This is a genomic window from Brevibacterium sp. CCUG 69071, from assembly GCF_021023135.1.
Taxonomy (GTDB): Bacteria; Actinomycetota; Actinomycetes; order Actinomycetales; family Brevibacteriaceae; genus Brevibacterium.
The window spans coordinates 827,269-850,291 of the sequence record NZ_PGFV01000001.1; the positions used below are offsets into that span (position 1 = coordinate 827,269).

Here is a 23,023-nt window from a genome sequence, read left to right on the forward strand (position 1 = left end):
GCTGGTGCCGTCGGTGGACTCGGCTCGACTCAGGACGCGGACACGGCCCGGTGGGTCCGTCCCGTCGCGGTGAAGCTCGCCACGGCGGCACGCGGATCTCCGCCGGTGACCAGAGCTTCCCCGACGAGCACGAGATCGGCTCCCGAGGCGGCGTAGCCGACCACATCGGTCTCGCTCGTGACTCCCGATTCGGCGACGAGGGTCGCGCCCGAGGGTGCGAGCTCGGCCAGGGGCGAGAATCGCGCGGTGTCGACGCTGAGGTCCTTGAGGTTGCGGGTGTTGACGCCGACGAGATCGGCACCGAGCTCGGCGGCGATCTCGAGTTCGGCCCGATTGTGGGTCTCGACGAGGGCCGTCATGCCGAGGTCGGTGGCCAGAACGTGGAATTCGCCCAGCTGTGCCGGCTCGAGGGCTGCGACGATCAGCAGCACCAGATCGGCGCCGTGGGCGCGCGCCTCATGGAACTGGTATTCGTCGACCATGAAGTCCTTGCGCAGGACGGGAATGTCGACCGCCGCCCGCACCGCATCGAGGTCGGCGAGGCTGCCGGAGAAGCGGCGAGACTCGGTGAGCACGCTGATCGCGCGGGCTCCGCCGGCCGCGTAGAGGCCGGCCAGAGTACCCGGATCCGGGATGTCGGCGAGGTCCCCGCGGGAGGGAGAACGTCGCTTCACCTCGGCGATCACCCCGAAGTCGGCGGAACGGTCGAAGGCACGCGCGGGTGCGGCCGACCGGGCCCGGTCGATGACCTCGGACAGAGGCGCCTGCCTCCGACGTGCCTCGAGATCCTCGCGCACGCCGGCGACGATGTCGTCGAGTACCGTCATTTCTTCTTCGGCTTGTTCCCCAGGCCGACGGCGCGCAGGATCATGCCGACGATGAGGCCGAGGACGACGATGCCGGCCGAGATGTAAACGATGGTGTGGTTGTGGATGGTGAATCCGACGCAGCCGACCGAGATGCCGAGGAGCATGATGATCACGCCCGTCCAGCCGGCGACTGAGTTCCCGTGTCCCGGGTCGGCGATCGCGGCGTAGTCGATCGTCGACTTATCGAGGTCTGCTGGGCCGCTGCGGGCGAGGGACTGCGACATGGTGCTCCTTAGAATGACAGGCGTGGCACGCGTGAGAACTGTTGCCTCCATTGTGACACGCTTCGGTTTGCGCCCGGGCATCGACCCGGTCACAGGACTATTTCGAATCCTCCCCGGATTCGGTCTCCGGGTCGTCCCGGTCGTCGGACTCGGGGCCCAGGACATCGGACTGGGACTCCGGGGCCTCTGTGTTCGCGGCTTCGGCCTCCGGGGCCGTGGTCTCGGCCTCCGCTTCCTCGGATTCGGTCTCCGTATCCGCCGCCTCCGCATCCTCGGATCCGGCTCCGGCCGCAGGTTCGGGTTCCTCCCCGCGGGACAGGGCGTCCCAGGTGGCGGCGGAGTCGAACTTCTCCCCGTCCGCCTCGGCGCTCACGGCGTAGCGGTTCGAATTCGCCCACCGCGCCGAGGCGAAGGCCACATAGAGGATGACGACGAGGGCGATCGCGGCGGCGAAGGCGCCGGCGATCGGCAATGGAGTGGCCCCGGGCGCCGATATCGCGACCACTGCGGTGATGCCGTAGCCCAGCGCCGCGAGGGCGGCGAGGCCGAGCACCACGATCCGACCGACCTTGCCGAGCATCGCCGAGAGCAGACCGGTGACGGCGATGATGGCGACGCAGGCGGTCGCCACCGGTGAGGCCTGGGATCCGGAGTCGTCGGTGACATCTGCGACTCCGGCCGGTCCGAGCGAGTCGGCGGCCACGCCGGCCTGCCAAGAGGCGAGGCTGAGCGCCCACAGCGCACCGGCGAGGACGAGGACGATGAGGACTCCGCGCGATTTCGTCATCTCAGGCATCCGCCTCGGCGAGATCGCGCACGGCCCCTGCGGCCGCGGCTGCCCGCAGCACCGCGGCGGCTTTGTTCTCCGATTCCCGGTATTCGGTCTCCGGCACGGAGTCGGCGACGAGTCCGCCGCCGGCGTAGACGCTCATCACGTTCTCCCTCAGCACTCCGGTGCGGATCGCGATGGCGAGATCGAGGTCGCCGGTGAAGGACATATAGCCGACCACTCCCCCATAGATGCCGCGGCCGATCGGTTCGAGTTCGTCGATGATCTGCAGCGCCCGCGGCTTCGGCGCTCCCGAGAGCGTGCCGGCCGGGAACGTCGCGCGCAGGACGTCGACGGCGCCGTGGCCTTCGGCGAGCTCCCCGCGCACGGTCGAGGAGATGTGCATGATGTGGCTGTAGCGGACGATGTCCATGAAGGCGCTGACATCGATCGTGCCGGCTCGGCAGACCTTCGCGAGGTCGTTGCGGGCGAGGTCGACGAGCATGAGGTGCTCGGCCCGCTCCTTCTCATCGGCGATGAGGTCGCGGGCGTGTTTGTCATCTTCCTCGGGATTCGCCCCGCGCGGGCGGGAGCCGGCGATCGGGTGGGTGACCACGCTGCCGGAACGCACCGTGACCAGGGCCTCCGGTGAGGATCCGATGATGCTCGCCGGCTGTCCCTGATCGTCGTGGAGGTTGAGCAGATACATGAACGGGCTCGGATTCGAGTGCCGCAGCATCCGGTAGACGGTCAGCGGATCCGCCGTGCAGGCGGTGTCGAAACGCTGTCCGAGGACGACCTGGAAGACTTCCCCGTCGACGATCTCACGTTTCGCGGCCTCGACGCCGTCGAGGTAGGCCTGCGGATCGGTGCGGGTCGAGACCTGCGGATCGACTGAGGCGGGGCGCACGATGGCGGCCTGGCTGGGGCGGCTGATCCGCTCGAGCATCGCTTCGATGCGTTCGACCCCGGCCTGGTAGGCCTCGTCGATGCCGGTGTCGGTACCGTTGACGTTGAACACATTGGCCACGAGCGTCAGGGTTCCGGAGTAATGGTCGTAGACGGCGATGTCGCCGGGGATCATCAGCTGCACCGTCGGCAGGTGGTGTTCGTTCGGGCGAGCCGGGCCGAGTCGTTCGAAGCGGCGCACGATGTCCCAGCCGAAGTATCCGACGAAGCTCGAGACCATCGGCGGCAGTTCGCTCTCGGATTCGTCCACGGCGAGCAGCTCGAGGGTGGCGGTGACCGCGTCGAGGACGTCGCCCTCGGTGGGGATGCCGACCGGTGGTGTGCCCTCCCACCGGAATCCCTCGGCGGTGGAGTACAGGGTCGCGACCGGGGCGGAGCCGATGAAGGAGTAGCGGTCCCAGGCGCCGGAGACGGCTGACTCGAACAGGAAGCTGCCCGGTCCCCCGTCGGTGAGCTTGCGGTACAGGCTCAGCGGGGTCTCGCCGTCGGCGAGGACCTGGGTATGGACGGGGACGAGGCGGTGCTCGGCACCGGAGGCACGGAACTCGCCGAGGCTGGGGCGGATGTCGAGCTCGGGCGCGGTGGGCGCGGAGTCAGTCGGCACTGATGCTCCTTCCGGTGAAGCAGGTCGGGGTCATGGTGTGGCAGGCGGGGCCGGTCTGGTCGACGACCATGAGCAGGGCGTCGGCATCGCAGTCGAGGCTGAGGGACCGGACATGTTGGACGTTGCCGGAGGTCTCTCCCTTGACCCAGTATTCCTGCCGTGACCGCGACCAGTAGACGGCTTGGCCGGATTCGAGTGTGCGTTCGACGGCGGTGACATCCATCCACGCCATCATCAGCACGTCTCTCGAGGTCGCCTCCTGCACGATCACGGGGATCAGACCGTCGGCGTTGACGGTGATGAGGTCCCGCCAGTTCTCCGGATTCGCGTCGATCTGAGGTTTCGGTTCAGCTGTGCTCATCGGACCTCGATCCCTTCGGCGCGCAGTGCGTCCTTGACGTCAGCGATGCTCAGCGTTCCGAAGTGGAAGACGCTGGCGGCCAGCAGTGCATCGGCGCCGGCGGCCACGGCAGGGGCGAAGTGTTCGACCCGGCCGGCTCCCCCGGAGGCGATGAGCGGCACGTCCACGGCCTCCCGGGCGGCGGCGATGAGTTCGAGGTCGAAGCCGTCGCGGGTGCCGTCGGCATCGATCGAATTGAGCAGGACCTCACCGACTCCGCGTTCGGCGGCCTCCCGGATCCACTCGATCGCGCAGCCCCCGGTGCCTTCGCGTCCCCCGCGGGTGGTGACCTCGAATCCCGAGGCGGTCTGCCCGCCCTGGGTGCGCCTGGCATCGAGGGAGAGCACGAGCACCTGGTTGCCGAAATGATGGGAGATGTCGCTGATCAGCTGCGGATTCTGCACCGCCGAGGTGTTGACCGAGACCTTGTCGGCCCCGTTGCGCAGGAGCCGATCGACATCTGCCACGCTGCGGACTCCGCCGCCGACGGTCAACGGGATGAAGACCTGTTCGGCGCAGGCGCGGACGACGTCGTGGACGGTCTCGCGGTCACCGCTGCTGGCGGTGACGTCGAGGAAGGTGAGTTCGTCGGCACCGGACTCGCCGTAGCGTCGGGCGAGTTCGATGGGATCGCCGGCATCTTTGAGGTCGGCGAACTTCACGCCTTTGACGACCCGGCCGGCATCGACGTCGAGGCAGGGGATGACCCTGATGGCAACCATCTGCTTCTCCTAGATTCCCAGAGTCCGATACCGTTCCATCCGCCGTGCGATACGGCGTTCGGACGGTTCGCGCATCAGTTCGATGAGTTCGTACTCCAGTGTCGCACCGACCCGAGCGACGAAGTCGAGCGGTTCCTCGCTCGCGTCGGGGTGTTCGGCGATGATCCGATCGACGACCCCGGTGGCCTTGAGCATCGGCGCATGCACGCCCTGGCTCTGGGCCATCTCGGGGGCGCGTTCGGTCGTCCTGTGCACGATCGCGGAGGCACCTTCGGGCGGCAGCGGTGAGAGCCACCCGTGTTCGGCGCTGAGCACCCGATCAGCGGGAATCAGCGCCAGGGCTCCGCCCCCGGAGCCCTCACCGAGGATGAGCGACACCGAGGGAGCGTCGAGGTTCGCCAGCTCGGCGAGGCTGCGGGCGATCTCACCGGCGATGCCGCCCTCCTCGGCGGATTTGGACAGAGCGGCACCGGGGGTGTCGATGACCGTCACGAGCGGCAGATCGAGTTCGGCGGCCAGGCGCATGCCGCGGCGGGCCTCACGCAGAGCGGCGGGTCCGAGCGGGGCACGGGAGTCCTGTCGGAACCGGTCCTGTCCGAGGACGATGCAGGGGGCGGAGCCGAATTTGGCCAAGGCCAGCAGCAGTCCCGGATCCTTCTCCCCTTCTCCGGTCCCGTTGAGCGGCAGCACGGTGTTCGCGGCCGTCCGCAGCAGGTCGCGGACTCCCGGACGTTCGGGTTTGCGAGACCGGACGATCGACTCCCAAGCGTCCGACTCGGCGTCGATGACCGCCGGCGAGGTGTCGGGATCGGCCACTCGGGCGGGAACCTCTTTGGCTCCCATGAGGACATCGAGGACCCGGGCGACGGTCGTCTGGATCCGCTCGGGTCCGATCACGGCGTCGATGATCCCGTTCTTGTGCAGGTTCTCCCCGGTCTGGACGTTCTCGGGGAACTTCTCCCCGTAGATGGCCTCGAACACGCGGGGACCGAGGAATCCGATGAGAGAACCCGGCTCCGCGACAGTGACGTGGCCCAGCGATCCCCAGGAGGCGAAGACGCCGCCGGTGGTGGGATGGCGCAGGTAGACCAGGTAGGGCAGTCCGGCCCGGCGGTGCGCGACGACGGCATTGGTGATCTTGACCATCGACAGGAAGGCGATCGTGCCCTCCTGCATGCGCGTGCCCCCGGAAGCGGGACCGGCCAGCAGCGGCAGCCCCTCGAGGGTGGCCCGCTCGATGGCGTCGACGAGACGCTGGGCGGCGGCGACACCGATGGACCCGGCGAGGAACCGGAACTCTCCGGCGACGACGGCCACTCGGCGTCCCTGGATGGTGCCCTCACCGGTGATGATCGCCTCGTCGACCCCGGACTTCTCCCGCGCCGCTTCCAACTCGGCGGCATACTCATCGGAGATCCCGCCGGCCGGAGTGATCGGCTCGGTGTCCCAGGAGGTGAACGAGCCGGCGTCGAGGACGATGTCGACGAGTTCGTGTGCGTTCAGACGTGCCATCTCAGTCCTCGGAGTCCAACCACGCGAGGATCGTGTCGGCATCCTCATCGAGCAGCGGCGGAGCCTCGTGGCTGGTGCGCGTGGTCTCGACCTCGGCCTCGCCCGCGGCGTCGAAGAACCGCAGCGGCGGACCGGGCAGGTCGATGTCGCCGAGGACGGGGTGGTCGACGGAGACCTTGAGCCCCTGGCTGAGTGCCTGATCCCAGTCGTAGACCTCTTCGAGGGTGCGCACGGTGCCCGAGGGGATGCCCGCGGCGGTGAGCTTGGCCAGCAGGTCTGCGGAGTCGAACTCACCGAACTTCGATTCGATGAGGTCGATGAGCGCCGGCCGGTTCGCCACTCGGGAGGCGTTGTCGGCTAGACCCTCGGTCGCCGGGTCGATGTCGAAGGCGGTACAGAACTTCTGCCACAGGTTCTCGTTGCCCACGGAGATCTGGACCGCACCGTCGCGGCACTTGAACAGGCCGTAGGGCGAGAGCGAGGGGTGGTGGTTGCCGCCGGGCTGCGGGTTCTCCCCCGCCACGGTGGCGCGCGTGCCCTGGAAGGCGTGGACGCCGACCATCCCGGCGATGAGCGAGGTTCGCACCACCTTTCCCTTCCCGGTGCGTTCGCGTTCGAGGAGGGCGGCCAGGACTCCGTAAGAGCCGTAGATGCCGGCGAGCAGGTCAGCGATCGGCACACCGACGCGCTGCATGTCATCGGGTCCAGAGCCGGTCAGCGACATCAGTCCGGCCTCTCCCTGCGCGATCTGGTCGTAGCCGGCGCGGGAGGCTTCGGGTCCGTCGTGGCCGAACCCGGTGATCGAGAGGATGACCAGGCGCGGGTTGATCTCCATGCACACCCCGGTGGAGAAGCCGAGGCGATCGAGGACGCCGGAGCGGAAGTTCTCGATGAGCACATCGGCGCGGGAGATGAGTTCGCGCAGCGTGTCCTTGCCCGTCTCGGATTTGAGATCGAGGGCGATGGATTCCTTGTTGCGGTTGCAGGAGAAGAAGTAGGTGGCCTGCGGATCGTCTTCGGGCCCGACGAAGGGCGGTCCCCAGGATCGGGAGTCATCACCCTTGCCCGGGTTCTCGACCTTGATCACTCGGGCGCCGAGGTCGCCGAACATCATTCCGGCGTGCGGGCCGGCGAGTGCTCGGGAGAGATCGATGACGGTGTATCCGCTCAGCGGCCCATCAGTGCCGGTGGGTGTGTCCTTAGCCATTCCTAGTCCTCCTTGAATCGGGTCCATTCAGCGATGAGCTGACGCAGTCGTGCGCATTCCTCGTGGGCTCGGGCCCCGTCCGCGTGCTGGATCGCCATCACCGGAGTGGTCGTCCCGTCCGTGAGGTCGAGGATCGGCCACGGGTCGTCGCCTTCGGGCGAGAACGTGACGCCGAGGATCTGGCCCCATTCGAGGGTCCGGGTCCGCACCATGTTCTTCACCACCAGGCCAGTCTCGGACGGACGGGCCTGGATGTCGGCGATGCGCAGCAGTGCGGCCGCGAAGACGATGCCCAACACGTTCATCCATATCATGTCCAGACCCGTCCAGGGTTTCCAGTCCACGATGAGCAGTGCCACTGAGAGCACGCTGAAGCCCACGAACACGGCGATTGCTCCGACGATGCTGATGATGCGCACCTGTCGGGGACGGAAGGTCCGGAGATCAGATTCGGCAGGCGCCAATGTTCGTCACCAGAATCGCACGGGCACCGACGTCGTAGAGCCGGTCCATGACGTTGTTGACCTCTTTGGCTTCGACCATCACGCGGGCGGCCACCCAGCCGGTCTCCTGCAGCGGGGAGATGGTCGGTGATTCGAGACCGGGGGTCAGCGAGATCGCTTCGGGCACGAGGCGCTCTTCGATGTTGTAGTCGACGAGCACGTACTGGCGGGCGACCATGACGGATTCGAGCCGCCGCTTGAGCACGCCGATCCTCTCAGCTGCGCCGTCGCGCTGGATCAGCACGGCCTCGGATTCGAGCAGGGGTTCGCCGAAGGTCTCGAGTCCCGCAGCACGCAGGGTGCTGCCGGTCTCGACGACATCGGCGATGGCATCGGCGACGCCGAGCTGGATTGACACCTCGATGGCGCCGTCGAGTTGAACGGTGGAGGCGTCGATGCCGCGGGAGCGGAGATCGGATTCGACGAGGTTGGGGAAGCTGGTGGCGATGCGCGCACCGGCCAGCTGCTCCGGCGAGGTGAAGCTGCCGCTGGTCCCGGCGTAGAAGAAGCGGGAGGCGCCGAAGCCGAGTCCGATGACCTCTTGGGCCTCGGCCTGGGATTCGAGCAGCAGGTCACGACCGGTGATCCCGGCGTCGAGGATGCCGGATCCGACGTAGATGGCGATGTCGCGGGGGCGCAGGTAGAAGAACTCGACCCCGTTGACCTCGTCCTGATGGACGAGGGTCTTGCTGCCTCGGCGGGTGGAGTATCCGGCCTCGCTGAGCATCTCGGAGGCGGCTTCGGACAGGGCGCCTTTGTTCGGCACGGCTACACGCAGCATGTTGTCCCTTTGTGGTTCTGGGTCGGTCGTGGGGGTCAGAGGTGGGTGTTGACGTCGTCGAGGCTCAAGCCCTTGGCGACCATCATCACCTGCACATGGTAGAGCAGCTGAGAGATCTCCTCGGCGAGGTCGTCCTTGGTCTCGTATTCGGCGGCCAACCACACCTCGGCGGCCTCCTCCACGACCTTCTTCCCGATCGCATGGACTCCGGCGTCGAGCTCCGCGACGGTCTTCGAACCATCGGGGCGATCAAGGGATTTCTGCAGAAGTTCGGCGTAGAGCGAGTCAAAGGTCTTCACTTCTCCAGCCTAATGCATCGACCTGGACGCCCCGGCACCCGGTGTCCGTCATCTGCGTCTCAGTCCCCGGATCCGTGGTCTCAGTCCCCGGGTTCGCGGTTGATGTCGGTGGCGCCGAGGTGGGGCGCCGAGATCGTCTGCCGTGACCTCTTCGACCAGTCGAGGAAGCCGAGGACGACCATGACGAGGAAGATCAGGTAGACGGCGCCGGAGAAGACGAGACCGCCGGCCACGGCCAGCGGGATGCCGACGAGGTCGACGGCGAGCCACACGAACCAGAATTCGACGATCGCCCGGCCCTGGGCGTACATGGCCACGAGCGAGCCGATGAAGATGTAGGCGTCCGGGTACGGGTTCCAGGACCAGCCGCCGAGGGCGAGGACGAAGCCGAAGACGCCGGTGCCGATCAGGAGGGCGGCGATGAGCAGGAGCCGTTCCTTCCAGCTCGCCCAGCGGACGATGACCTCACCGGCGGATTCGCGTGACTTCCTCCACTGGGTCCAGCCCCAGACGGCGGCGACGATGATGACGACCTGGCGGGAGGCATTGCCGCCGAGTCCCGCGGAGATGCTCGCGCTCAGCAGCAGGATGGAGCCGAGGATCTGCACCGGCCAGGACAGGATGTTCCGCCGCAGCGCGAGGACCACGGTGGCCAGGGCGCAGATGTTGCCGAACAGATCGGAGTAGGGCACCGGGTTGCCCAGCAGTTCGAACGCCGGGGTGTTGAGCCAGTCGAGGATGTCCATGGGCTGAGCTCAGTGAGCGTGGGCGGCGGCGAGCTCGCGCAGTTCGGCGATGGCTCCGGCGGCGTCCTCGGCACCGTAGACGGCGGATCCGGCGACGAGCACATCGGCGCCGGCGTCGACGACCCGGTCGATGGTCGATGCCGAGACTCCCCCGTCGACCTGCAGCTTGATCTCGAGTCCGGCTGCGGAGATCGCCTCACGGGTGCGGCGGATCTTCGGCAGGCACACGTCGAGGAACTTCTGTCCCCCGAATCCGGGTTCGACGGTCATGATGAGGATCTGGTCGAATTCGCCGAGGAGGTCGACGAAGGGTTCGATCGGGGTGGCGGGTTTGAGCGCGAGGCTGGCCTTGGCACCCAGCTTCCGCAGCTCCCGGGCCAGGCGCACGGGGGCGGCGGCCGCCTCGGCGTGGAAGGTCACCGAGGCGCAGCCGAGCTCCGCATAGACGGGGGCGTTGCGGTCGGCATCGGCGATCATCAGGTGGGCGTCGAGCGGGATCGGGCTGATCGCCTGGATCCGTTCGACCACCGGGGGGCCGAAGGTGAGGTTGGGGACGAAATGGTTGTCCATGACGTCGATGTGGGCCATGTCGGCGGTGCTGATCCGGGCCAGCTCCCCGCGCAGGTCGGAGAAGTCCGAGGACAGGATGCTGGGGTTGATCTCGATGGACAATTCAGTTCGCCTTCCGCAGGAGTGCCAGGAACATGCCGTCTGTGTTGTGGAGATGGGGCCACAGCTGAGCGTACCGCCCGTCCCCTCTGCTCACCGAGGCGAACGAGGCGGCGGCTGTGGCGGACTCGCCGGATTCGGCTCCGGTGAGTTCGGCGAAGACCGCGGGTGCGTCGAGGATCTCGATGTTCGCCTCCTGGTTCTTCGCACGTTCGCGCAGCACATCGTCGACGACGAGGACGGTCTCCGCATAGTGCGGGGAGCAGGTCGAATACGCGACGACGCCCCCGGGTGCTGCGGCGTCGAGGGCGGCGGTGAGCAGTTCGCGCTGCAGACCGGCGAGAGCGTTGATGTCGGCGGGTCGGCGTCGGTAGCGGGCTTCGGGACGGCGGCGCAGCGCACCGAGGCCGGAGCAGGGGACGTCGACGAGGACCTTCGCATAGGGTCCGCTCGCCTGGCGGCCGTCCTGCAGCTCGGCGGTGACGTTGTCGAGAGCCTGGGTGGAGCTGCGGACGAGTTCGACACGGTGTTCGCTCGAGTCGAAGGCGGCGAGTCCGGTGCCGGACTGCCGCGCCACGGCACCGAGGATGGCGGCCTTGCCGCCGGGCCCTGCACACAGATCGGCCCAGTCACCTGCCGGGGCGTCGAGGTGGGCCAGGGCGAGGGCGACGAGGGCGGACCCTTCGTCCTGGACCCGAGCGCGACCGTCGGCGACGGCCGGGAGGTCCTTCGGCACTGCGGTGTCGAGGGTGACGCCGATGGGTGAGAACGGCGTCGGTTCGCCGGGCAGGTCCGCCCGGTCGATGAGTCCGGGGAGGGCGGTGACGCTGACCTTGGCGGCGGCATTGTCCGCGGCCAGCAGCTCATCGAGTTCGGCGGCGTCGCGGCCGTGGCCTTTGAGCGCTTGGGTCAGGGCCCGGACGATCCATTCGGGATGGGAGTACTCGATGGAGCGAGTGCTCAGTTCATCGGCGCCGTCGGTGACGCGGGACAGCCAGTCCTCACGGGTCACCTCCGAGACCCGGCGCAGCACGGCGTTGACGAACCCGGCGGTCTTCGGTGCGTACCTCTTGACCACGGCGACCGTCTCGGACAGGGCGGCGTGGTCGGGGATGCGCATCGACAGGATCTGGTGGGCGCCGAGGCGCATCGCGGCCAGAGGTTCGGGATCGATCGTGGCGATCTCCCGGTTCGCGGCCCGCGCGATGATCCGGTCATAGAACTCCTGCTGGCGCAGCGCTCCGTAGGTCAGCTCCGTGGTCAGGGCCGCGTCCTGGACGCCGAGGTGGGTGCGCGCGAGCTTCGCCGGCAGCAGCAGGTTCGCGTAGGAGTCCTTCTCCGCGACATCGATGAGGACCTCCCAGGCGATGCGCCGCGGCAGGTTCTTCGGTGCGTCCCTGCGAGCCCGATCGTTCGACTCGTCCCGGCGGGGCCGGTTCCTGGGGTGCTTGTTCTCGGCCATGGGCCTCACGCTCTCGGGTCGGGTACTTCGGTGCTGGTGGACTCGGTGTCGGCGGGGTCCGGTTCGGCCTCGACGGGATCGAATCGGACCTCGCCGTGGCCGCGGAGGAAGTCCACGGCCGCCATCCGGGCCTTCCCGAACGGCTGGATCTCGGCGACGGCGATCCAGCCGTCCCCGCAGCCGAGCACTGCGGTCCTGTCTCGAGTCGTCAGCAGCCCGGGTTCGGGTTGGATGTCGACCTCGACAGCTGGGCCGAGTCCGAAGATTTTGGTGCGCTTGCCGGAGATCTCGGCCCAGGGGCCGGGCGCGGGGCTGGTGCCGCGGGAGCGGTCGATGATCGCTTCGGCGGTGTGGGTGAAGTCGAGATGGGCGTCGTCGACGGTGATCTTCTCGGCGTGGCTCGCCGCTTCCCCGGCGTCGATGAGCGCCGCCTGTTCGGTGAAGTCGGCGGTGCCGGCGGCGAGGTCGTCGAAGGCGGCGACGAGTTCGCCGGCACCGGCATGGGCATAGTCGTCCAGGGCGGTCGCCACATCGGGCTGGTCGAGGGCGAGCTCGCGACGACGCAGCACGGGGCCGATGTCCATGCCTTCGTCGATGCGGAAGACGCTGACTCCGCTGCGGGTCTCCCCGGCGATGAGGGCCCGCTGCACGGGCGCGGCTCCGCGGTGGGCAGGCAGGAGGGAGAAGTGGAGGTTGAACCATCCCAGGCGGGCCGTGGCGAGTGCGGCGGGTCCGGCGATGGCGCCGTAGGCGACGACGGCCACGGCATCGACATCGAGGTCGCGCAGCTGCGCGATGACCTCACCGCGCAGGCGTCCGGCTTCGATGACCTCGAGGCCGAGTTCGAGGGCGCGGGCCTTGACCGGTGAGGGGGTGAGCACGCGTCTGCGGCCGACCGGGGCATCGGGGCGGGTGAGGACCGCGCGGATCCGATGCTCGGATGCGGCGAGGGCCTCTAGTGCCGGCACTGCGGCTTCCGGTGTTCCGGCGAAGACGATATCCACGAGACAGGATTCTACTTGTTCACCCTGCGGTCACAGTGACCGGGGATCGTCGATGCGCACGCGCACCTGCGGCTGCTTCTTCGCCGACCGTGCCGCGGTGATGGCGGCCAGTCGGGATCCGACCCGATCTCCGGCCGAGATCGGGTAGGCGGCCACGGCCTTCTGGGTTCCCTCGTCCTCATCTTGGATGAGCTCCTCGAGCTCTTCCACCTCGGCGCCGACCTCGGCGATCACGGAGTCGATCTCGGTTCCCGACCCGGTGAGTTCGACGATGCGCCGATACGGCGGGAAACCGAGTTCCCGGCGGTCGGCCAGCTGCCGGGACATGAACGTGGCCGGGTCGAATCCGGTCACCGTGGCCCGGATCGCCTCATCGGCATCGCCGAGGTAGACGGCTCCCCCGTTCTCACGTGAGCGCACGAGCACGGCTGCCCGGAGGCGGCGCGCCACACCTTCGTCGATCGATCGCATCCAGGGGCCGGGCCACAGGGAGTCGAGCAGGATCGCGGCGGCGTATCCACCGAGGGCATAGGGTTCGGCTCCGGTGGTGGCGACGACGAGGCGCGGGACGTCGTCGATGACGGTGGAGATGTCCTCTCCCCCGGATTCGAGGATCTCGATGCCGGGCAGTGCGCGGCGCAGCTCTTCGACGGTGCGCCCGCGACCGCGCACGATCGACCGCACCTGGTGGGACCGGCACCGGGTGCAGGTGAAGGTCTCCGAGTGGTGTCCGCAGCGCCGGCAGGCGAAGGGGCCGGTCTCGGATTGGGTGGTCAGGGTCGCCGAGCACTGCGGGCACCGCGCGACCTCGTGGCAGCGGGCGCAGGCGAAGACGGGATAGTAGCCGGAGCGGGGAACCTGGACGAGGACCGGGCCGGCGGCGTGGGTGTCCTTCGGTCCGGGACGCAGGGCGCTGCGCATGATCTGCCAGGCCCGCGAGGGAATGCGCTGGAAGGCGAAGGGGTCTCGGTCTTCGTCGGGGACGAAGACGAGCGGAGCCGCGCTGCGCCGAGGCGGTCCTCCCGGGGTGATGTCGCTCAGCCAGCCGATCTCGACGAGACGCTGCACCTCGGCGCTGCGGTCGGTGGAGACGAAGAACACGCCGCAGCTCTCGATCGTCGATCGCAGCAGGCTGACCTCGCGGGCGTGCGGGTAGGGGGCGTGCTGGTCGAGGTAGTTCGAATCGGAGTCGTTCGTGCAGATGATCAGGCCCAGATCGGGCATCGGCGCGAAGGCCGCGGCACGAGTGCCGATGAGCAGCCGACTGTGTCCGAGGAGTCCCTCGAGCCACGCCGTCCACCGCTGCTCGGGAGACTGATCGGCGCTGAGCACCGCATAGTCAAAGGGACCGATGGCGTCGGCTTCGCCGGTCTCAGTTTCCCCGGTCTCAAGCGCAGCGGCGTTGACCGCGGCGGCGTCGAGGGCGGCGCTGAGCACGGCCAATTCGCGATGGTCGGGCACGAGCCACAGCACGGATCGTCCCGCGGCCAAGGTTGCGCGCGCCGCTTCGAGTCCCGCTCGGATCCACTCGAGTCCGGGATGCTCACCGGGCACGCAGCACAGAGCGAGCCGAGGGTTCTCAGCAGCGGGGCCGTCCCCGTCCGGCAGCCCGGTGACCACCCATTCGCCGAGGCGGTCGAGCAGTCCGTCACCATGTGCGGGGACCTCGGCATCGGCTCCGGTGTCCCCGGAATCCGCGGTATCCGCGGTTCTCGCAGTACCCGCGGTGACGGCCGCGGCCTTCTTCGGCTTGGATCGATTGCGGTCGGTTCTGAGCACGGCCTTCTCCGCCCGGGCGTGCCGAGGCGGGATCGCCAGCCGCAGCACATCGGAGAGAGTCCCCGCATACCGCCTGGTCACGGCCTCACAGAGAGCCAGCAGCTCGGGAGTCAGGACGACGAGCGGACTCGTGATGCGTTGGATCGTCGCCAGCGGGCCGAGGTGCTCGGAGGTCTCGACCCTTTCGAGGAGGAAGCCGTCGCGGAGACGACCGGCGAACTTCACTCGCACACGCACTCCGGGGACGGCCGCCTCGGCGAGCTTCTCCGGCACCGCGTAGTCGAAGACTCGGGCCAGATGGGGCACCGGATGGTCGATGAGCACGCGCCCCACGGGGGCATCGGCCGCCAGCGGCACCTGGCCTTCGGCGGTGGTGCCGGTGTCGATTGGGAGGGGTTCGTCCACGGTGCCCGGCCGGGGACTCAGTTGGCGGACACGGCGCGCAGCAGAGCGTCTGCGCGGTCCGTGACCTCCCAGGTGAAATCGGGCAGCTCGCGGCCGAAGTGGCCGTAGGTCGAGGTCTGGGAGTAGATCGGGCGCAGCAGGTTGAGTTCCTGGATGATCATCGCCGGACGGAGATCGAAGACCTCACGGATGGCCCGCGAGATGGCGTTGGGATCGACCTTCTCGGTGCCGAAGGTCTCAACGTAGAGGCCCATCGGTTCGACGCGTCCGATGGCGTACGACACCTGCACCTCGGCGCGGTCGGCCAGTCCGGCGGCGACGACGTTCTTCGCAACCCAGCGCATCGCATAGGCCGCCGAACGGTCGACCTTCGAGGGGTCCTTGCCGGAGAAGGCGCCGCCGCCGTGGCGGGAGTAGCCGCCATAGGTGTCGACGATGATCTTGCGTCCGGTCAGTCCGGCATCGCCCATCGGCCCACCGGTGACGAAGGGGCCGGCCGGGTTGATGTGGACGTTCACGCCGCTCGTGTCGAGACCCGAATCGGCGATCACGGGGTCGATGACGAGGTCTTTGACTTCGGCATGCAGCTGAGCCTGAGAGACATCGGCGGCATGCTGGGTGGAGACGACGATGTTCTCGATCGACACGGCCTCGCTGCCGTCGTAGCCGAGGGTCAGCTGGGTCTTGCCGTCGGGTCTGAGGTAGTCAAGCGCTCCGGTCTTGCGGACTTCGGAGAGCTTCTCGGCCATCCGCGAGGCGAGGTGGATGGGCAGCGGCATGAGCACATCGGTGGCGTTGTCGGCGTAGCCGAACATCAGTCCCTGGTCACCGGCGCCGAGGCTGGTACCGTGATCGGCCGATTCCACGGCTTCACGGAAGTCGAGCGGATTCGTGACTCCGGAATGGATGTCCGTGGACTGGCTGCCGATCGATACTGAGACTCCGCAGGAGTGCCCGTCGAAGCCGGTGTCCGAGGAATCGTAGCCGATGCCGGTGATCAGTCGACGCACGATGCCTGCGACATCGGCGTAGGCCGCAGTGTTGACCTCGCCGGCGACGTGGACGAGTCCGGTGGTGACCATGGTCTCCACGGCGACCTTGGCGTTGGGGTCCTGGGCGAGCAGATCGTCGAGGACGGCGTCACTGATCTGGTCGCAGATCTTGTCCGGGTGTCCCTCGGTGACGGATTCTGACGAGAAGTAGCGAAGATTTGTTTGAGTCACGGCGTCGATTCTACGCATTCGAACTGACGCGACACCGCGTCGATGACCTTTTGCGAAACATCGTCCTTGCTGCCGCGGACTTCCTCTCCCGCCAGCACCTCGTCACCGTCCGCGCTGAGGATCTGCACGACGGTGTCGTCGTGGCCGAAGGCGCGATCTTCGGAGACGTCATTGAAGACGAGGAGGTCGGCGCCCTTGCGTCGGAATTTGTCCTTCGCATAGTCCAGCGCCGAGTGTGTGCGGTCACCGGTCTCGGCAGCGAAGCCGACGATGATCTGTCCCGGCCTGCGCGCGGCGACGAGTCCGACGAGCACATCGGGGTTCTGCACGAGGGTGAGTGTCAGCCCGTCCTCGCCGGACTTCTTCATCTTCGAGTCGTTGGTCTCGGCGGGACGGTAGTCGGCGACGGCGGCGGCCATGATCAGGGCATCGGCGCGTGTCTGGGCCGATGCCATAGCGGTCCGCAGCTGACGTGTGGATTCGATCTCGGTGACGGTGATTCCGGCGGGGAGCCCGACGAGCAGTCCCGAATCGACATTGGCGGCCACGAGTTCGACCTCGGCTCCGGCCGCGGCGGCGGCCTTGGCCAGGGCGATGCCCTGTTTGCCGGAGGAGCGGTTGCCGAGGTAGCGGACCGGGTCGAGTGCTTCACGGGTGCCGCCGGCACTGATGGCGACGTGTCTGCCGCTCAGCGGACCGGAATCAGCGGTCCGGCCGGCGAAAGACTCATCGTCGGCGGCCGCCAGGGCGAAGTCGACGATGGTGTCGGGTTCGGGCAGGCGACCGGGGCCGGAATCGGGGCCGGTGAGGCGCCCGACAGCGGGCTCGAGGACGTGGATGCCGCGTTGTCTCAGGGTTGCGATATTGGCGACGGTGGCCGGGTTGTGCCACATCTCGGTGTGCATGGCCGGGGCCACGACCACCCCGGCGGTGGTGGTCAGCACAGTCGCTGTGAGGAGGTCATCGGCGATGCCGGCGGCGATCTTGGCGATGATATTCGCCGTCGCCGGAGCGATGATGACGAGTTCGGCCTCTTGGCCGATGCGCACATGGTTGACCGACTCGACCTCGTCGAAGACGTCGGTGCTCACGGTCTGGCCGGACAGAGCCTCGAAAGTGGGGGCGCCGACGAATTCGAGGGCGTTGGCCGTGGGTACGACCTTGACGCTGTGGCCGAGTTCTCGGAGCCGCCGGATGACATGTGCCGCCTTGTAGGCGGCGATTCCACCGGCGACGCCGAGTACGGTTCTCACTGGTCGCTGAAGTCGATCGCGCCGTCGTTGCTCACCGGTGCGGTCTGCACCGGCTCTTCCGCGAGCGGAGCGAAGTCGGCCTCGGTGACCTCCCGGGCGACGATCTTGGATTCGTTGATCTCGCGCAGAGCGATCGACAGGGGCTTCTCGTTGGTGCCCGGGGTGACGAGCGGTCCGACGTTCTCCAGCAGGCCCTCTTGCAGCTGTGCGTAATAGGAGTTGATCTGGCGGGCGCGCTGCGCCGCGATGGAGACCAGCTCGTACTTGGATCCGGTGACGGTCAGCAGATCGTCAATCGGAGGATTCGTGATGCCTTCGGGCTGTGCAGGCAAGGACTGTCCAATCTAATCGGAAGTGGATATACCCATCAATGATATGAGTTCTTCGGCCGCAGTGCGAACGTGGGCATTGACGATGGTGACGTCGAACTCGGATTCCGCCTCGAGTTCGCGCTTCGCGGTGGCCAGTCGGCGCTCCTGCTCCTCGGCGGTCTCCGTCCCCCGTCCGGTCAGACGGGAGACGAGCTCCTCCCAGCTGGGCGGGGCGAGGAAGACGAACCGGGCATCGGGCATCTTCTCCTTGACCTGGCGCGCTCCCTGCAGGTCGATCTCGAGCAGGGCGGGACAGCCCTGCGCGAGTTTGTCGTGAACCTGCCGTGACGGCGTGCCGTAGCGGTGGCGGCCGTGGACCACGGCGAATTCGAGCAGCTCATCGGCGGCGATCAGGGCATCGAACTCATCGTCGCTGATGAAGTGATAATGAACACCATCGACTTCGCCGGGTCGCCTCGGCCGCGTCGTTGCCGACACCGAGAACCAGACCTCAGGGTGATGCTCGCGGATATACGTGCTGATGGTGCCTTTTCCGACCGCGGTCGGGCCCGCAAGGACGGTGAGTCGATTGTTCACAGATCTATTGTTGCCATACTCAGGAGTATTTCTCCAAAAGGGCGTTCTTCTGGTGCACGCCCAGGCCCTTGATGCGTCGGGAGGTGGCGATGCCGACCTCTTCCATGGCCGCTTCGGCACGCCGGTCGCCGACGCCCGGCAGAGCCCGCAGCAGGTCGAGGACACGCATCTTTGCGAGCGCTTCGTCCGCTGCGGCCTTCTTGAGCACGGCGGCGAGATCGGTTTGACCATTCTTCAGCGCGGTCTTGACCTCGGCTCGCGCCTGACGCGCCTTGAAGGCCTTGTCAAGAGCAGCTGAACGCTGTTGTGGGGTCAACGGTTCGAGTGCCACATTATCTCCTCTGTCACCATGAACGGGCAGGTAGGGAAGTTGCTTCAGTCTAAAACAAAACTGCGCACACTGTCGCAATGCGGCGAAGAAAACTCGACTCCCGCGCAGATTCGCCGAATTCCGCCCGTTCCGGCCCGGCTCAGCGGGCCGGTGTGCAGCACGTTCCGACCGGCCGAGTGGCAGGGTGGCCGGCCGGGTGGCAGGGTGGCCGGCCGGGTGGCAGGGTGGTCGGCCCTCCCCGACCGGCCGAGTGGCCCCGTCGTTATTCAGTCGGTGCTGCGAAGTGAACGGTTGAGCGCCTCCGCGGCGCCGCGCAGTCCCTGCGGTCCGGCCCCGAGCACGGCCCGTGAGGCCGTGGCGAGGATCTGGTTCCCGGCGATCGCCTGCGTACCGAAGACCTCGCGCAGCTCACGGATTCCGGCACCCTGGGCGCCGACTCCGGGAGCCAGGATCGGTCCCCTGCAGGAACTGGGATCGATGCCCAGTTCCCGTGCGGCCTGACCGATCGTGGCCCCGACGACGAGTCCGAACCGGCCCAGAGCCTCCCCCGGGCCTGCGGCATTGCGGGCCGCGACCTGGTCGACGATCGCGGCGGCCACCGCCTTGTCCCCCAGGCGGGCGTGCTGGACCTCGGCACCTTCGGGATTCGAGGTCAGGGCGAGGACGAACACGCCCCGGTCGTGGCGTTCGGCGAGGTCGAAGGCCGGAGCCAGGGCCTCGAATCCGAGGAACGGGGAGACAGTGATCGAATCCGCAGCCAGCGCCGAGGCCGGATCGAGGTAGGCCTGGGCGTAGGCGCCCATGGTCGACCCGATGTCCCCGCGTTTGATGTCGAGGACACTGATGATCCCCGCTTCACGGCAGGTGGCGAGGGTATCCTCGAGCGCGGCGACCCCGGCGGAGCCGAAGCGTTCGAAGAACGCCGACTGCGGTTTGACCGCGGCCACGCTGCCCGTGAGCTCCGTGACCACGCGCAGGCCGAACTCCCGCACACCGTCAGCACTCGAGGGCAGGCCCCAGGCGTCGAGGAGATGGTCATGCGGGTCGATGCCCACACACAGCGGTCCGTGTTCGGCCATCGCCGCCTGCAGCCGGTCGCCGAACATCAGGCGCTCCAGTCCTGGAGGCTGCGGACGCCGAACTTCTTGTCCCTGACCACTTCGAGCGAGGTCACGGCCGCAGCAAATTCGGCCAGGGTGGTGATCAGCGGAACCGAGTTCGCCGTCGCCGAGGCCCGGATCTCGTAGCCGTCGGCGCGTTCCTGCCGTCCGGAGGGAACGTTGATGACCATGTCGATGGTGCCCGCCGCGAGGTAGTCGAGGATTGTGCGGTCCTCGGCATCGGCCTCGAAGTGCTTGTGCACCTGTGTGGTCCTGATCCCGTAGCGGGAGAGCACCGCGGCCGTGCCGGTGGTGGCGACGACGTCGAAGCCCATGTCGACGAGTTCCTTGACCGGCAGCACCATGGCCCGCTTGTCGCGATCAGCCACGGAGACGAACACGGTGCCCGAGGTCGGCAGCTTGATCGAGGCACCGAGCAGTCCCTTGGCGAAAGCCGTCGGGAAGTCGTGGTCGATGCCCATGACCTCACCGGTCGAGCGCATCTCAGGTCCGAGCACGGAATCGACGACCTTGCCCTCGACGGTGCGGAACCGGCGGAAGGGCAGCACCGCCTCCTTGACGGCGATCGGGTGATCGAGCGGCAGGGTCGAACCGTCGCCGGTCTCCGGGAGCAGCCCGCCGCGGAGGTCCGCGATCGTCCGGCCCACGGCGATGAGCGCCGCGGCCTTCGCCAGCTGGGTCGAGGTCGCCTTCGAGACGAAGGGCACGGTCCGCGAGGCACGGGGGTTGGCCTCGATGACGTGGAGGACGTCGGCGGTGATCGCGAACTGGATATTGAGCAGACCGCGCACGTTCGTGCCCTCGGCGATGGCCAGGGTGGCGTGGCGGACGCGTTCGAGCACGTCCTCCCCCAGGGTCAGGGACGGCAGCACGCAGGCCGAGTCGCCGGAGTGGATGCCGGCCTCCTCGATGTGCTCCATGATCCCGCCGATGAAGATGTCATCGCCGTCATAGAGGGCGTCGACGTCGATCTCGATGGCGTCCTCGAGGAAGCGGTCGACGAGCACCGGCCGGTCGACGGAGATCTCCGTGGCCGTGGCCATGTAGTCGACGAGCTGCGTGCGATCGTAGACGATCTGCATGCCGCGCCCGCCGAGCACATAGGAGGGACGCACGAGCACGGGATAGCCGATCTCCTCGGCGATCTTCTCCGCCTCGGCGTAGGTCACGGCGGTGCCGTGCTTGGGTGAGGTGAGCCCGGCACGGTCGAGGACCGCTCCGAACTCGCCGCGGTCCTCGGCGAGGTCGATGGCTTCGGGCTGAGTGCCGAGCACGGGCACACCTGCGGCCTTGAGCTTGTCGGCCAGCCCCAGCGGGGTCTGCCCGCCGAGGGTGCAGACGACGCCGAGCACCTCACCGGCGGCCGCCTCGGCGTGGTAGACCTCCATGACGTCTTCGAAGGTCAGGGGTTCGAAGTAGAGGCGGTCGGCGGTGTCGTAGTCGGTGGACACGGTCTCCGGGTTGCAGTTGACCATGACGGTCTCGTACCCGGCCTCGGAGATCGCCATGGTCGCGTGCACGCACGAGTAGTCGAATTCGATGCCCTGGCCGATCCGGTTCGGTCCGGAGCCGAGGATGACCACGGCCGGCTTCTCGCGGGGGGCGACCTCGGTCTCCAGGTCATAGCTCGAGTAGTGGTACGGGGTGTGGGCGGCGAACTCACCGGCGCAGGTGTCGACGGTCTTGAACACCGGGCGCAGGCGCAGAGCATGCCTGACCCCGGTGACGACGTTGGTGTCGAGGTTGCGCAGGGCCGCGATCTGCTCATCGGAGAAGCCGTGGTTCTTCGCCTCCCTGAGCACCTCGGCGTCGAGTTCCTCGGCCTCGGCGATGTATTCGGCGACCTCGTTGATCAGTTGGATCTGGTCGAGGTACCAGGGATCGATCTCGCAGGCGTCGAAGACCTCGGCAGCACTCAGTCCCGCGGCCAGGCCGCGCTGGACCGCGTGGATCCGATCGGCGGTGGCATGCGAGATGGCCTCGAGAACGGATTCGCGGACGTCCTCATCGGTGATGTCGGGCAGCTCGGCCCACGAGAACGAGGCGTTCTTCTGCTCCATCGAGCGCATCGCCTTCTGCAGGGCGGTGGTGAAGTTGCGGCCCAGCGCCATCACCTCGCCCACGGACTTCATGGTCGTCGTCAGCGTCGGGTCCGCGGCAGGGAACTTCTCGAAGGTGAACCGCGGGATCTTGACCACGACGTAGTCGAGGGTCGGTTCGAAGCTGGCCGGGGTGACCTGGGTGATGTCGTTGGGGATCTCGTCGAGCGAATAGCCGACGGCGAGCTTCGCCGCCATCTTCGCGATCGGAAAGCCGGTGGCCTTCGAGGCCAGAGCAGACGAGCGCGAGACGCGCGGGTTCATCTCGATGACGACGATTCGGCCGGTCTTCGGATCCACGGCGAACTGGATGTTGCAGCCGCCGGTGTCGACTCCCACGGCTCGGATGATGGCGATGCCGACGTCGCGCATCTTCTGGTATTCGCGGTCGGTCAGCGTCAACGACGGGGCGACGGTGATGGAGTCGCCGGTGTGCACGCCGACGGGGTCGACGTTCTCGATGGAGCAGACGACGACCACATTGTCCTTGTGGTCGCGCATGAGTTCGAGTTCGTATTCCTTCCAGCCGAGGATGGACTCCTCAAGCAGTACTTCGTGGGTAATGGAGTCGGAGAGTCCGGCACCGGCGATGCGGCGCAGATCGGATTCGCTGTAGGCCATTCCGGAGCCGAGTCCGCCCATCGTGAACGACGGACGCACGACGACCGGGTAGTTGAGCTCCTCGGCACCGGCCAGCGCCTCTTCGAGGGTGTGGCAGATGACGGAGCGGGCTGATTCGGCGCCGCAGTCGGCGACGATGTCCTTGAACTTCTGCCGGTCCTCACCGCGTTGGATGGCTTCGACGTCGGCGCCGATGAGCTCGACGCCGTGCTTATCGAGGATGCCCGCATCGTGGAGGGCGATGGCCGCGTTGAGAGCGGTCTGACCGCCGAGCGTCGGCAGGATCGCGTCGGGACGTTCCTTCTCGATGATCGATTCGATGATGTCGGGGTCGATCGGTTCGACATAGGTGGCATCGGCGACGTCCGGATCGGTCATGATCGTCGCCGGATTGGAGTTGATGAGGATGACGCGCAGCCCTTCGGCCCGCAGCACCCGGCAGGCCTGTGTGCCCGAGTAGTCGAATTCGCAGGCCTGACCGATGACGATGGGGCCCGAGCCGATGACGAGGACGGACTTGAGATCGTGTCTGAGTGGCATGGG

23 protein-coding genes are annotated in these 23,023 nt (G+C 67.6%); all 23 read right to left on the reverse strand.

What is annotated here, in order from left to right:
- Positions 1-29: 29 nt before the first annotated feature.
- The 23 genes from trpC to carB all read right to left on the reverse strand — a co-directional run bounded on the left by trpC (position 30) and on the right by carB (position 23,020).
- A complete protein-coding gene (trpC, locus tag CV023_RS03815) occupies positions 30-827 on the reverse strand; it encodes an indole-3-glycerol phosphate synthase TrpC (protein ID WP_230744123.1) in 798 nt (265 codons plus the stop codon).
- Positions 824-1,093, reverse strand: coding sequence for an HGxxPAAW family protein (locus CV023_RS03820; RefSeq protein ID WP_230744124.1), 270 nt, complete (start codon positions 1,091-1,093; stop codon positions 824-826). The genes trpC and CV023_RS03820 overlap by 4 nt, the downstream gene beginning before the upstream one ends.
- A gap of 97 nt (positions 1,094-1,190) precedes the next feature.
- The gene (locus tag CV023_RS03825) at positions 1,191-1,880 is read right to left on the reverse strand and encodes a hypothetical protein (RefSeq protein ID WP_230744125.1); all 690 of its coding nucleotides are present in this window, start codon (positions 1,878-1,880) and stop codon (positions 1,191-1,193) included.
- 1 nt (position 1,881) lies between these two features.
- Positions 1,882-3,435, reverse strand: a complete 1,554-nt coding sequence (locus CV023_RS03830) for a chorismate-binding protein (protein ID WP_230744126.1) — start codon at positions 3,433-3,435, stop codon at positions 1,882-1,884.
- Positions 3,425-3,796: a phosphoribosyl-AMP cyclohydrolase gene (gene hisI / locus CV023_RS03835; protein WP_230744127.1), complete on the reverse strand. Its 372-nt coding sequence runs from the start codon at positions 3,794-3,796 to the stop codon at positions 3,425-3,427. The genes CV023_RS03830 and hisI overlap by 11 nt, the downstream gene beginning before the upstream one ends.
- Positions 3,793-4,557 (reverse strand): imidazole glycerol phosphate synthase subunit HisF, encoded by a 765-nt coding sequence (hisF, locus tag CV023_RS03840; protein WP_230744128.1) that lies wholly within the window; start codon positions 4,555-4,557, stop codon positions 3,793-3,795. Before hisF ends, hisI begins: the two co-directional genes overlap by 4 nt.
- Positions 4,558-4,566: 9 nt before the next feature.
- Positions 4,567-6,069 carry an acetyl-CoA carboxylase carboxyltransferase subunit alpha/beta gene (locus CV023_RS03845; RefSeq protein ID WP_230744129.1) on the reverse strand — a complete coding sequence of 501 codons (1,503 nt, stop codon included), beginning with the start codon at positions 6,067-6,069 and terminating at the stop codon, positions 4,567-4,569.
- A gap of 1 nt (position 6,070) precedes the next feature.
- On the reverse strand, positions 6,071-7,276 hold the full coding sequence (locus CV023_RS03850) for a CaiB/BaiF CoA transferase family protein (protein ID WP_230744130.1): 1,206 nt from the start codon (positions 7,274-7,276) through the stop codon (positions 6,071-6,073).
- A gap of 2 nt (positions 7,277-7,278) precedes the next feature.
- Entirely contained in the window at positions 7,279-7,695 is a 417-nt protein-coding gene (locus CV023_RS03855; RefSeq protein WP_230744131.1) for a PH domain-containing protein, read from the reverse strand.
- Positions 7,696-7,720: 25 nt separating this feature from the next.
- Positions 7,721-8,560, reverse strand: coding sequence for an ATP phosphoribosyltransferase (gene hisG / locus CV023_RS03860; protein ID WP_230744132.1), 840 nt, complete (start codon positions 8,558-8,560; stop codon positions 7,721-7,723).
- 35 nt (positions 8,561-8,595) lie between these two features.
- Positions 8,596-8,859 (reverse strand): phosphoribosyl-ATP diphosphatase, encoded by a 264-nt coding sequence (locus CV023_RS03865; RefSeq protein ID WP_230744133.1) that lies wholly within the window; start codon positions 8,857-8,859, stop codon positions 8,596-8,598.
- A gap of 80 nt (positions 8,860-8,939) precedes the next feature.
- The gene (locus CV023_RS03870) at positions 8,940-9,605 is read right to left on the reverse strand and encodes a nicotinamide mononucleotide transporter family protein (RefSeq protein ID WP_230744134.1); all 666 of its coding nucleotides are present in this window, start codon (positions 9,603-9,605) and stop codon (positions 8,940-8,942) included.
- A gap of 9 nt (positions 9,606-9,614) precedes the next feature.
- A complete protein-coding gene (gene rpe, locus CV023_RS03875; protein ID WP_230744135.1) occupies positions 9,615-10,277 on the reverse strand; it encodes a ribulose-phosphate 3-epimerase in 663 nt (220 codons plus the stop codon).
- 1 nt (position 10,278) lies between these two features.
- Positions 10,279-11,736 (reverse strand): RsmB/NOP family class I SAM-dependent RNA methyltransferase, encoded by a 1,458-nt coding sequence (locus CV023_RS03880; protein WP_230744136.1) that lies wholly within the window; start codon positions 11,734-11,736, stop codon positions 10,279-10,281.
- 5 nt (positions 11,737-11,741) lie between these two features.
- Positions 11,742-12,740, reverse strand: a complete 999-nt coding sequence (locus CV023_RS18960) for a methionyl-tRNA formyltransferase (RefSeq protein ID WP_230744137.1) — start codon at positions 12,738-12,740, stop codon at positions 11,742-11,744.
- Between the two features lie 30 nt (positions 12,741-12,770).
- Positions 12,771-14,924 (reverse strand): primosomal protein N', encoded by a 2,154-nt coding sequence (locus CV023_RS03890; protein ID WP_230744138.1) that lies wholly within the window; start codon positions 14,922-14,924, stop codon positions 12,771-12,773.
- A gap of 17 nt (positions 14,925-14,941) precedes the next feature.
- The gene (metK, locus tag CV023_RS03895; protein ID WP_230744139.1) at positions 14,942-16,147 is read right to left on the reverse strand and encodes a methionine adenosyltransferase; all 1,206 of its coding nucleotides are present in this window, start codon (positions 16,145-16,147) and stop codon (positions 14,942-14,944) included.
- Positions 16,144-17,400: a bifunctional phosphopantothenoylcysteine decarboxylase/phosphopantothenate--cysteine ligase CoaBC gene (gene coaBC, locus CV023_RS03900; protein ID WP_230744140.1), complete on the reverse strand. Its 1,257-nt coding sequence runs from the start codon at positions 17,398-17,400 to the stop codon at positions 16,144-16,146. The genes metK and coaBC overlap by 4 nt, the downstream gene beginning before the upstream one ends.
- Positions 17,397-17,732, reverse strand: a complete 336-nt coding sequence (gene rpoZ / locus CV023_RS03905; protein WP_230744141.1) for a DNA-directed RNA polymerase subunit omega — start codon at positions 17,730-17,732, stop codon at positions 17,397-17,399. Before rpoZ ends, coaBC begins: the two co-directional genes overlap by 4 nt.
- Before the next feature lie 12 nt (positions 17,733-17,744).
- The gene (gene gmk, locus CV023_RS03910) at positions 17,745-18,308 is read right to left on the reverse strand and encodes a guanylate kinase (RefSeq protein ID WP_230744142.1); all 564 of its coding nucleotides are present in this window, start codon (positions 18,306-18,308) and stop codon (positions 17,745-17,747) included.
- Positions 18,309-18,327: 19 nt separating this feature from the next.
- Positions 18,328-18,639 (reverse strand): integration host factor, actinobacterial type, encoded by a 312-nt coding sequence (gene mihF / locus CV023_RS03915; protein ID WP_230744143.1) that lies wholly within the window; start codon positions 18,637-18,639, stop codon positions 18,328-18,330.
- A gap of 266 nt (positions 18,640-18,905) precedes the next feature.
- On the reverse strand, positions 18,906-19,745 hold the full coding sequence (gene pyrF / locus CV023_RS03920; protein WP_230744144.1) for an orotidine-5'-phosphate decarboxylase: 840 nt from the start codon (positions 19,743-19,745) through the stop codon (positions 18,906-18,908).
- Positions 19,745-23,020 (reverse strand): carbamoyl-phosphate synthase large subunit, encoded by a 3,276-nt coding sequence (carB, locus tag CV023_RS03925; protein ID WP_230744145.1) that lies wholly within the window; start codon positions 23,018-23,020, stop codon positions 19,745-19,747. The genes pyrF and carB overlap by 1 nt, the downstream gene beginning before the upstream one ends.
- Positions 23,021-23,023 lie beyond the last annotated feature (3 nt).

Bases quoted from the DNA above. Each gene is read 5' to 3' on its own strand.
- trpC (WP_230744123.1), bottom strand. From the start codon at position 827: ATGACGGTACTCGACGACATCGTCGCCGGCGTGCGCGAGGATCTCGAG.
- hisI (WP_230744127.1), bottom strand. From the start codon at position 3,796: ATGAGCACAGCTGAACCGAAACCTCAGATCGACGCGAATCCGGAGAAC.
- CV023_RS03820 (WP_230744124.1), bottom strand. From the start codon at position 1,093: ATGTCGCAGTCCCTCGCCCGCAGCGGCCCAGCAGACCTCGATAAGTCG.
- CV023_RS03845 (WP_230744129.1), bottom strand. From the start codon at position 6,069: ATGGCACGTCTGAACGCACACGAACTCGTCGACATCGTCCTCGACGCC.
- hisG (WP_230744132.1), bottom strand. From the start codon at position 8,560: ATGCTGCGTGTAGCCGTGCCGAACAAAGGCGCCCTGTCCGAAGCCGCC.
- pyrF (WP_230744144.1), bottom strand. From the start codon at position 19,745: ATGTTCGGCGACCGGCTGCAGGCGGCGATGGCCGAACACGGACCGCTG.
- CV023_RS03870 (WP_230744134.1), bottom strand. From the start codon at position 9,605: ATGGACATCCTCGACTGGCTCAACACCCCGGCGTTCGAACTGCTGGGC.
- CV023_RS03880 (WP_230744136.1), bottom strand. From the start codon at position 11,736: ATGGCCGAGAACAAGCACCCCAGGAACCGGCCCCGCCGGGACGAGTCG.
- CV023_RS03825 (WP_230744125.1), bottom strand. From the start codon at position 1,880: ATGACGAAATCGCGCGGAGTCCTCATCGTCCTCGTCCTCGCCGGTGCG.
- CV023_RS03850 (WP_230744130.1), bottom strand. From the start codon at position 7,276: ATGGCTAAGGACACACCCACCGGCACTGATGGGCCGCTGAGCGGATAC.
- hisF (WP_230744128.1), bottom strand. From the start codon at position 4,557: ATGGTTGCCATCAGGGTCATCCCCTGCCTCGACGTCGATGCCGGCCGG.
- carB (WP_230744145.1), bottom strand. From the start codon at position 23,020: ATGCCACTCAGACACGATCTCAAGTCCGTCCTCGTCATCGGCTCGGGC.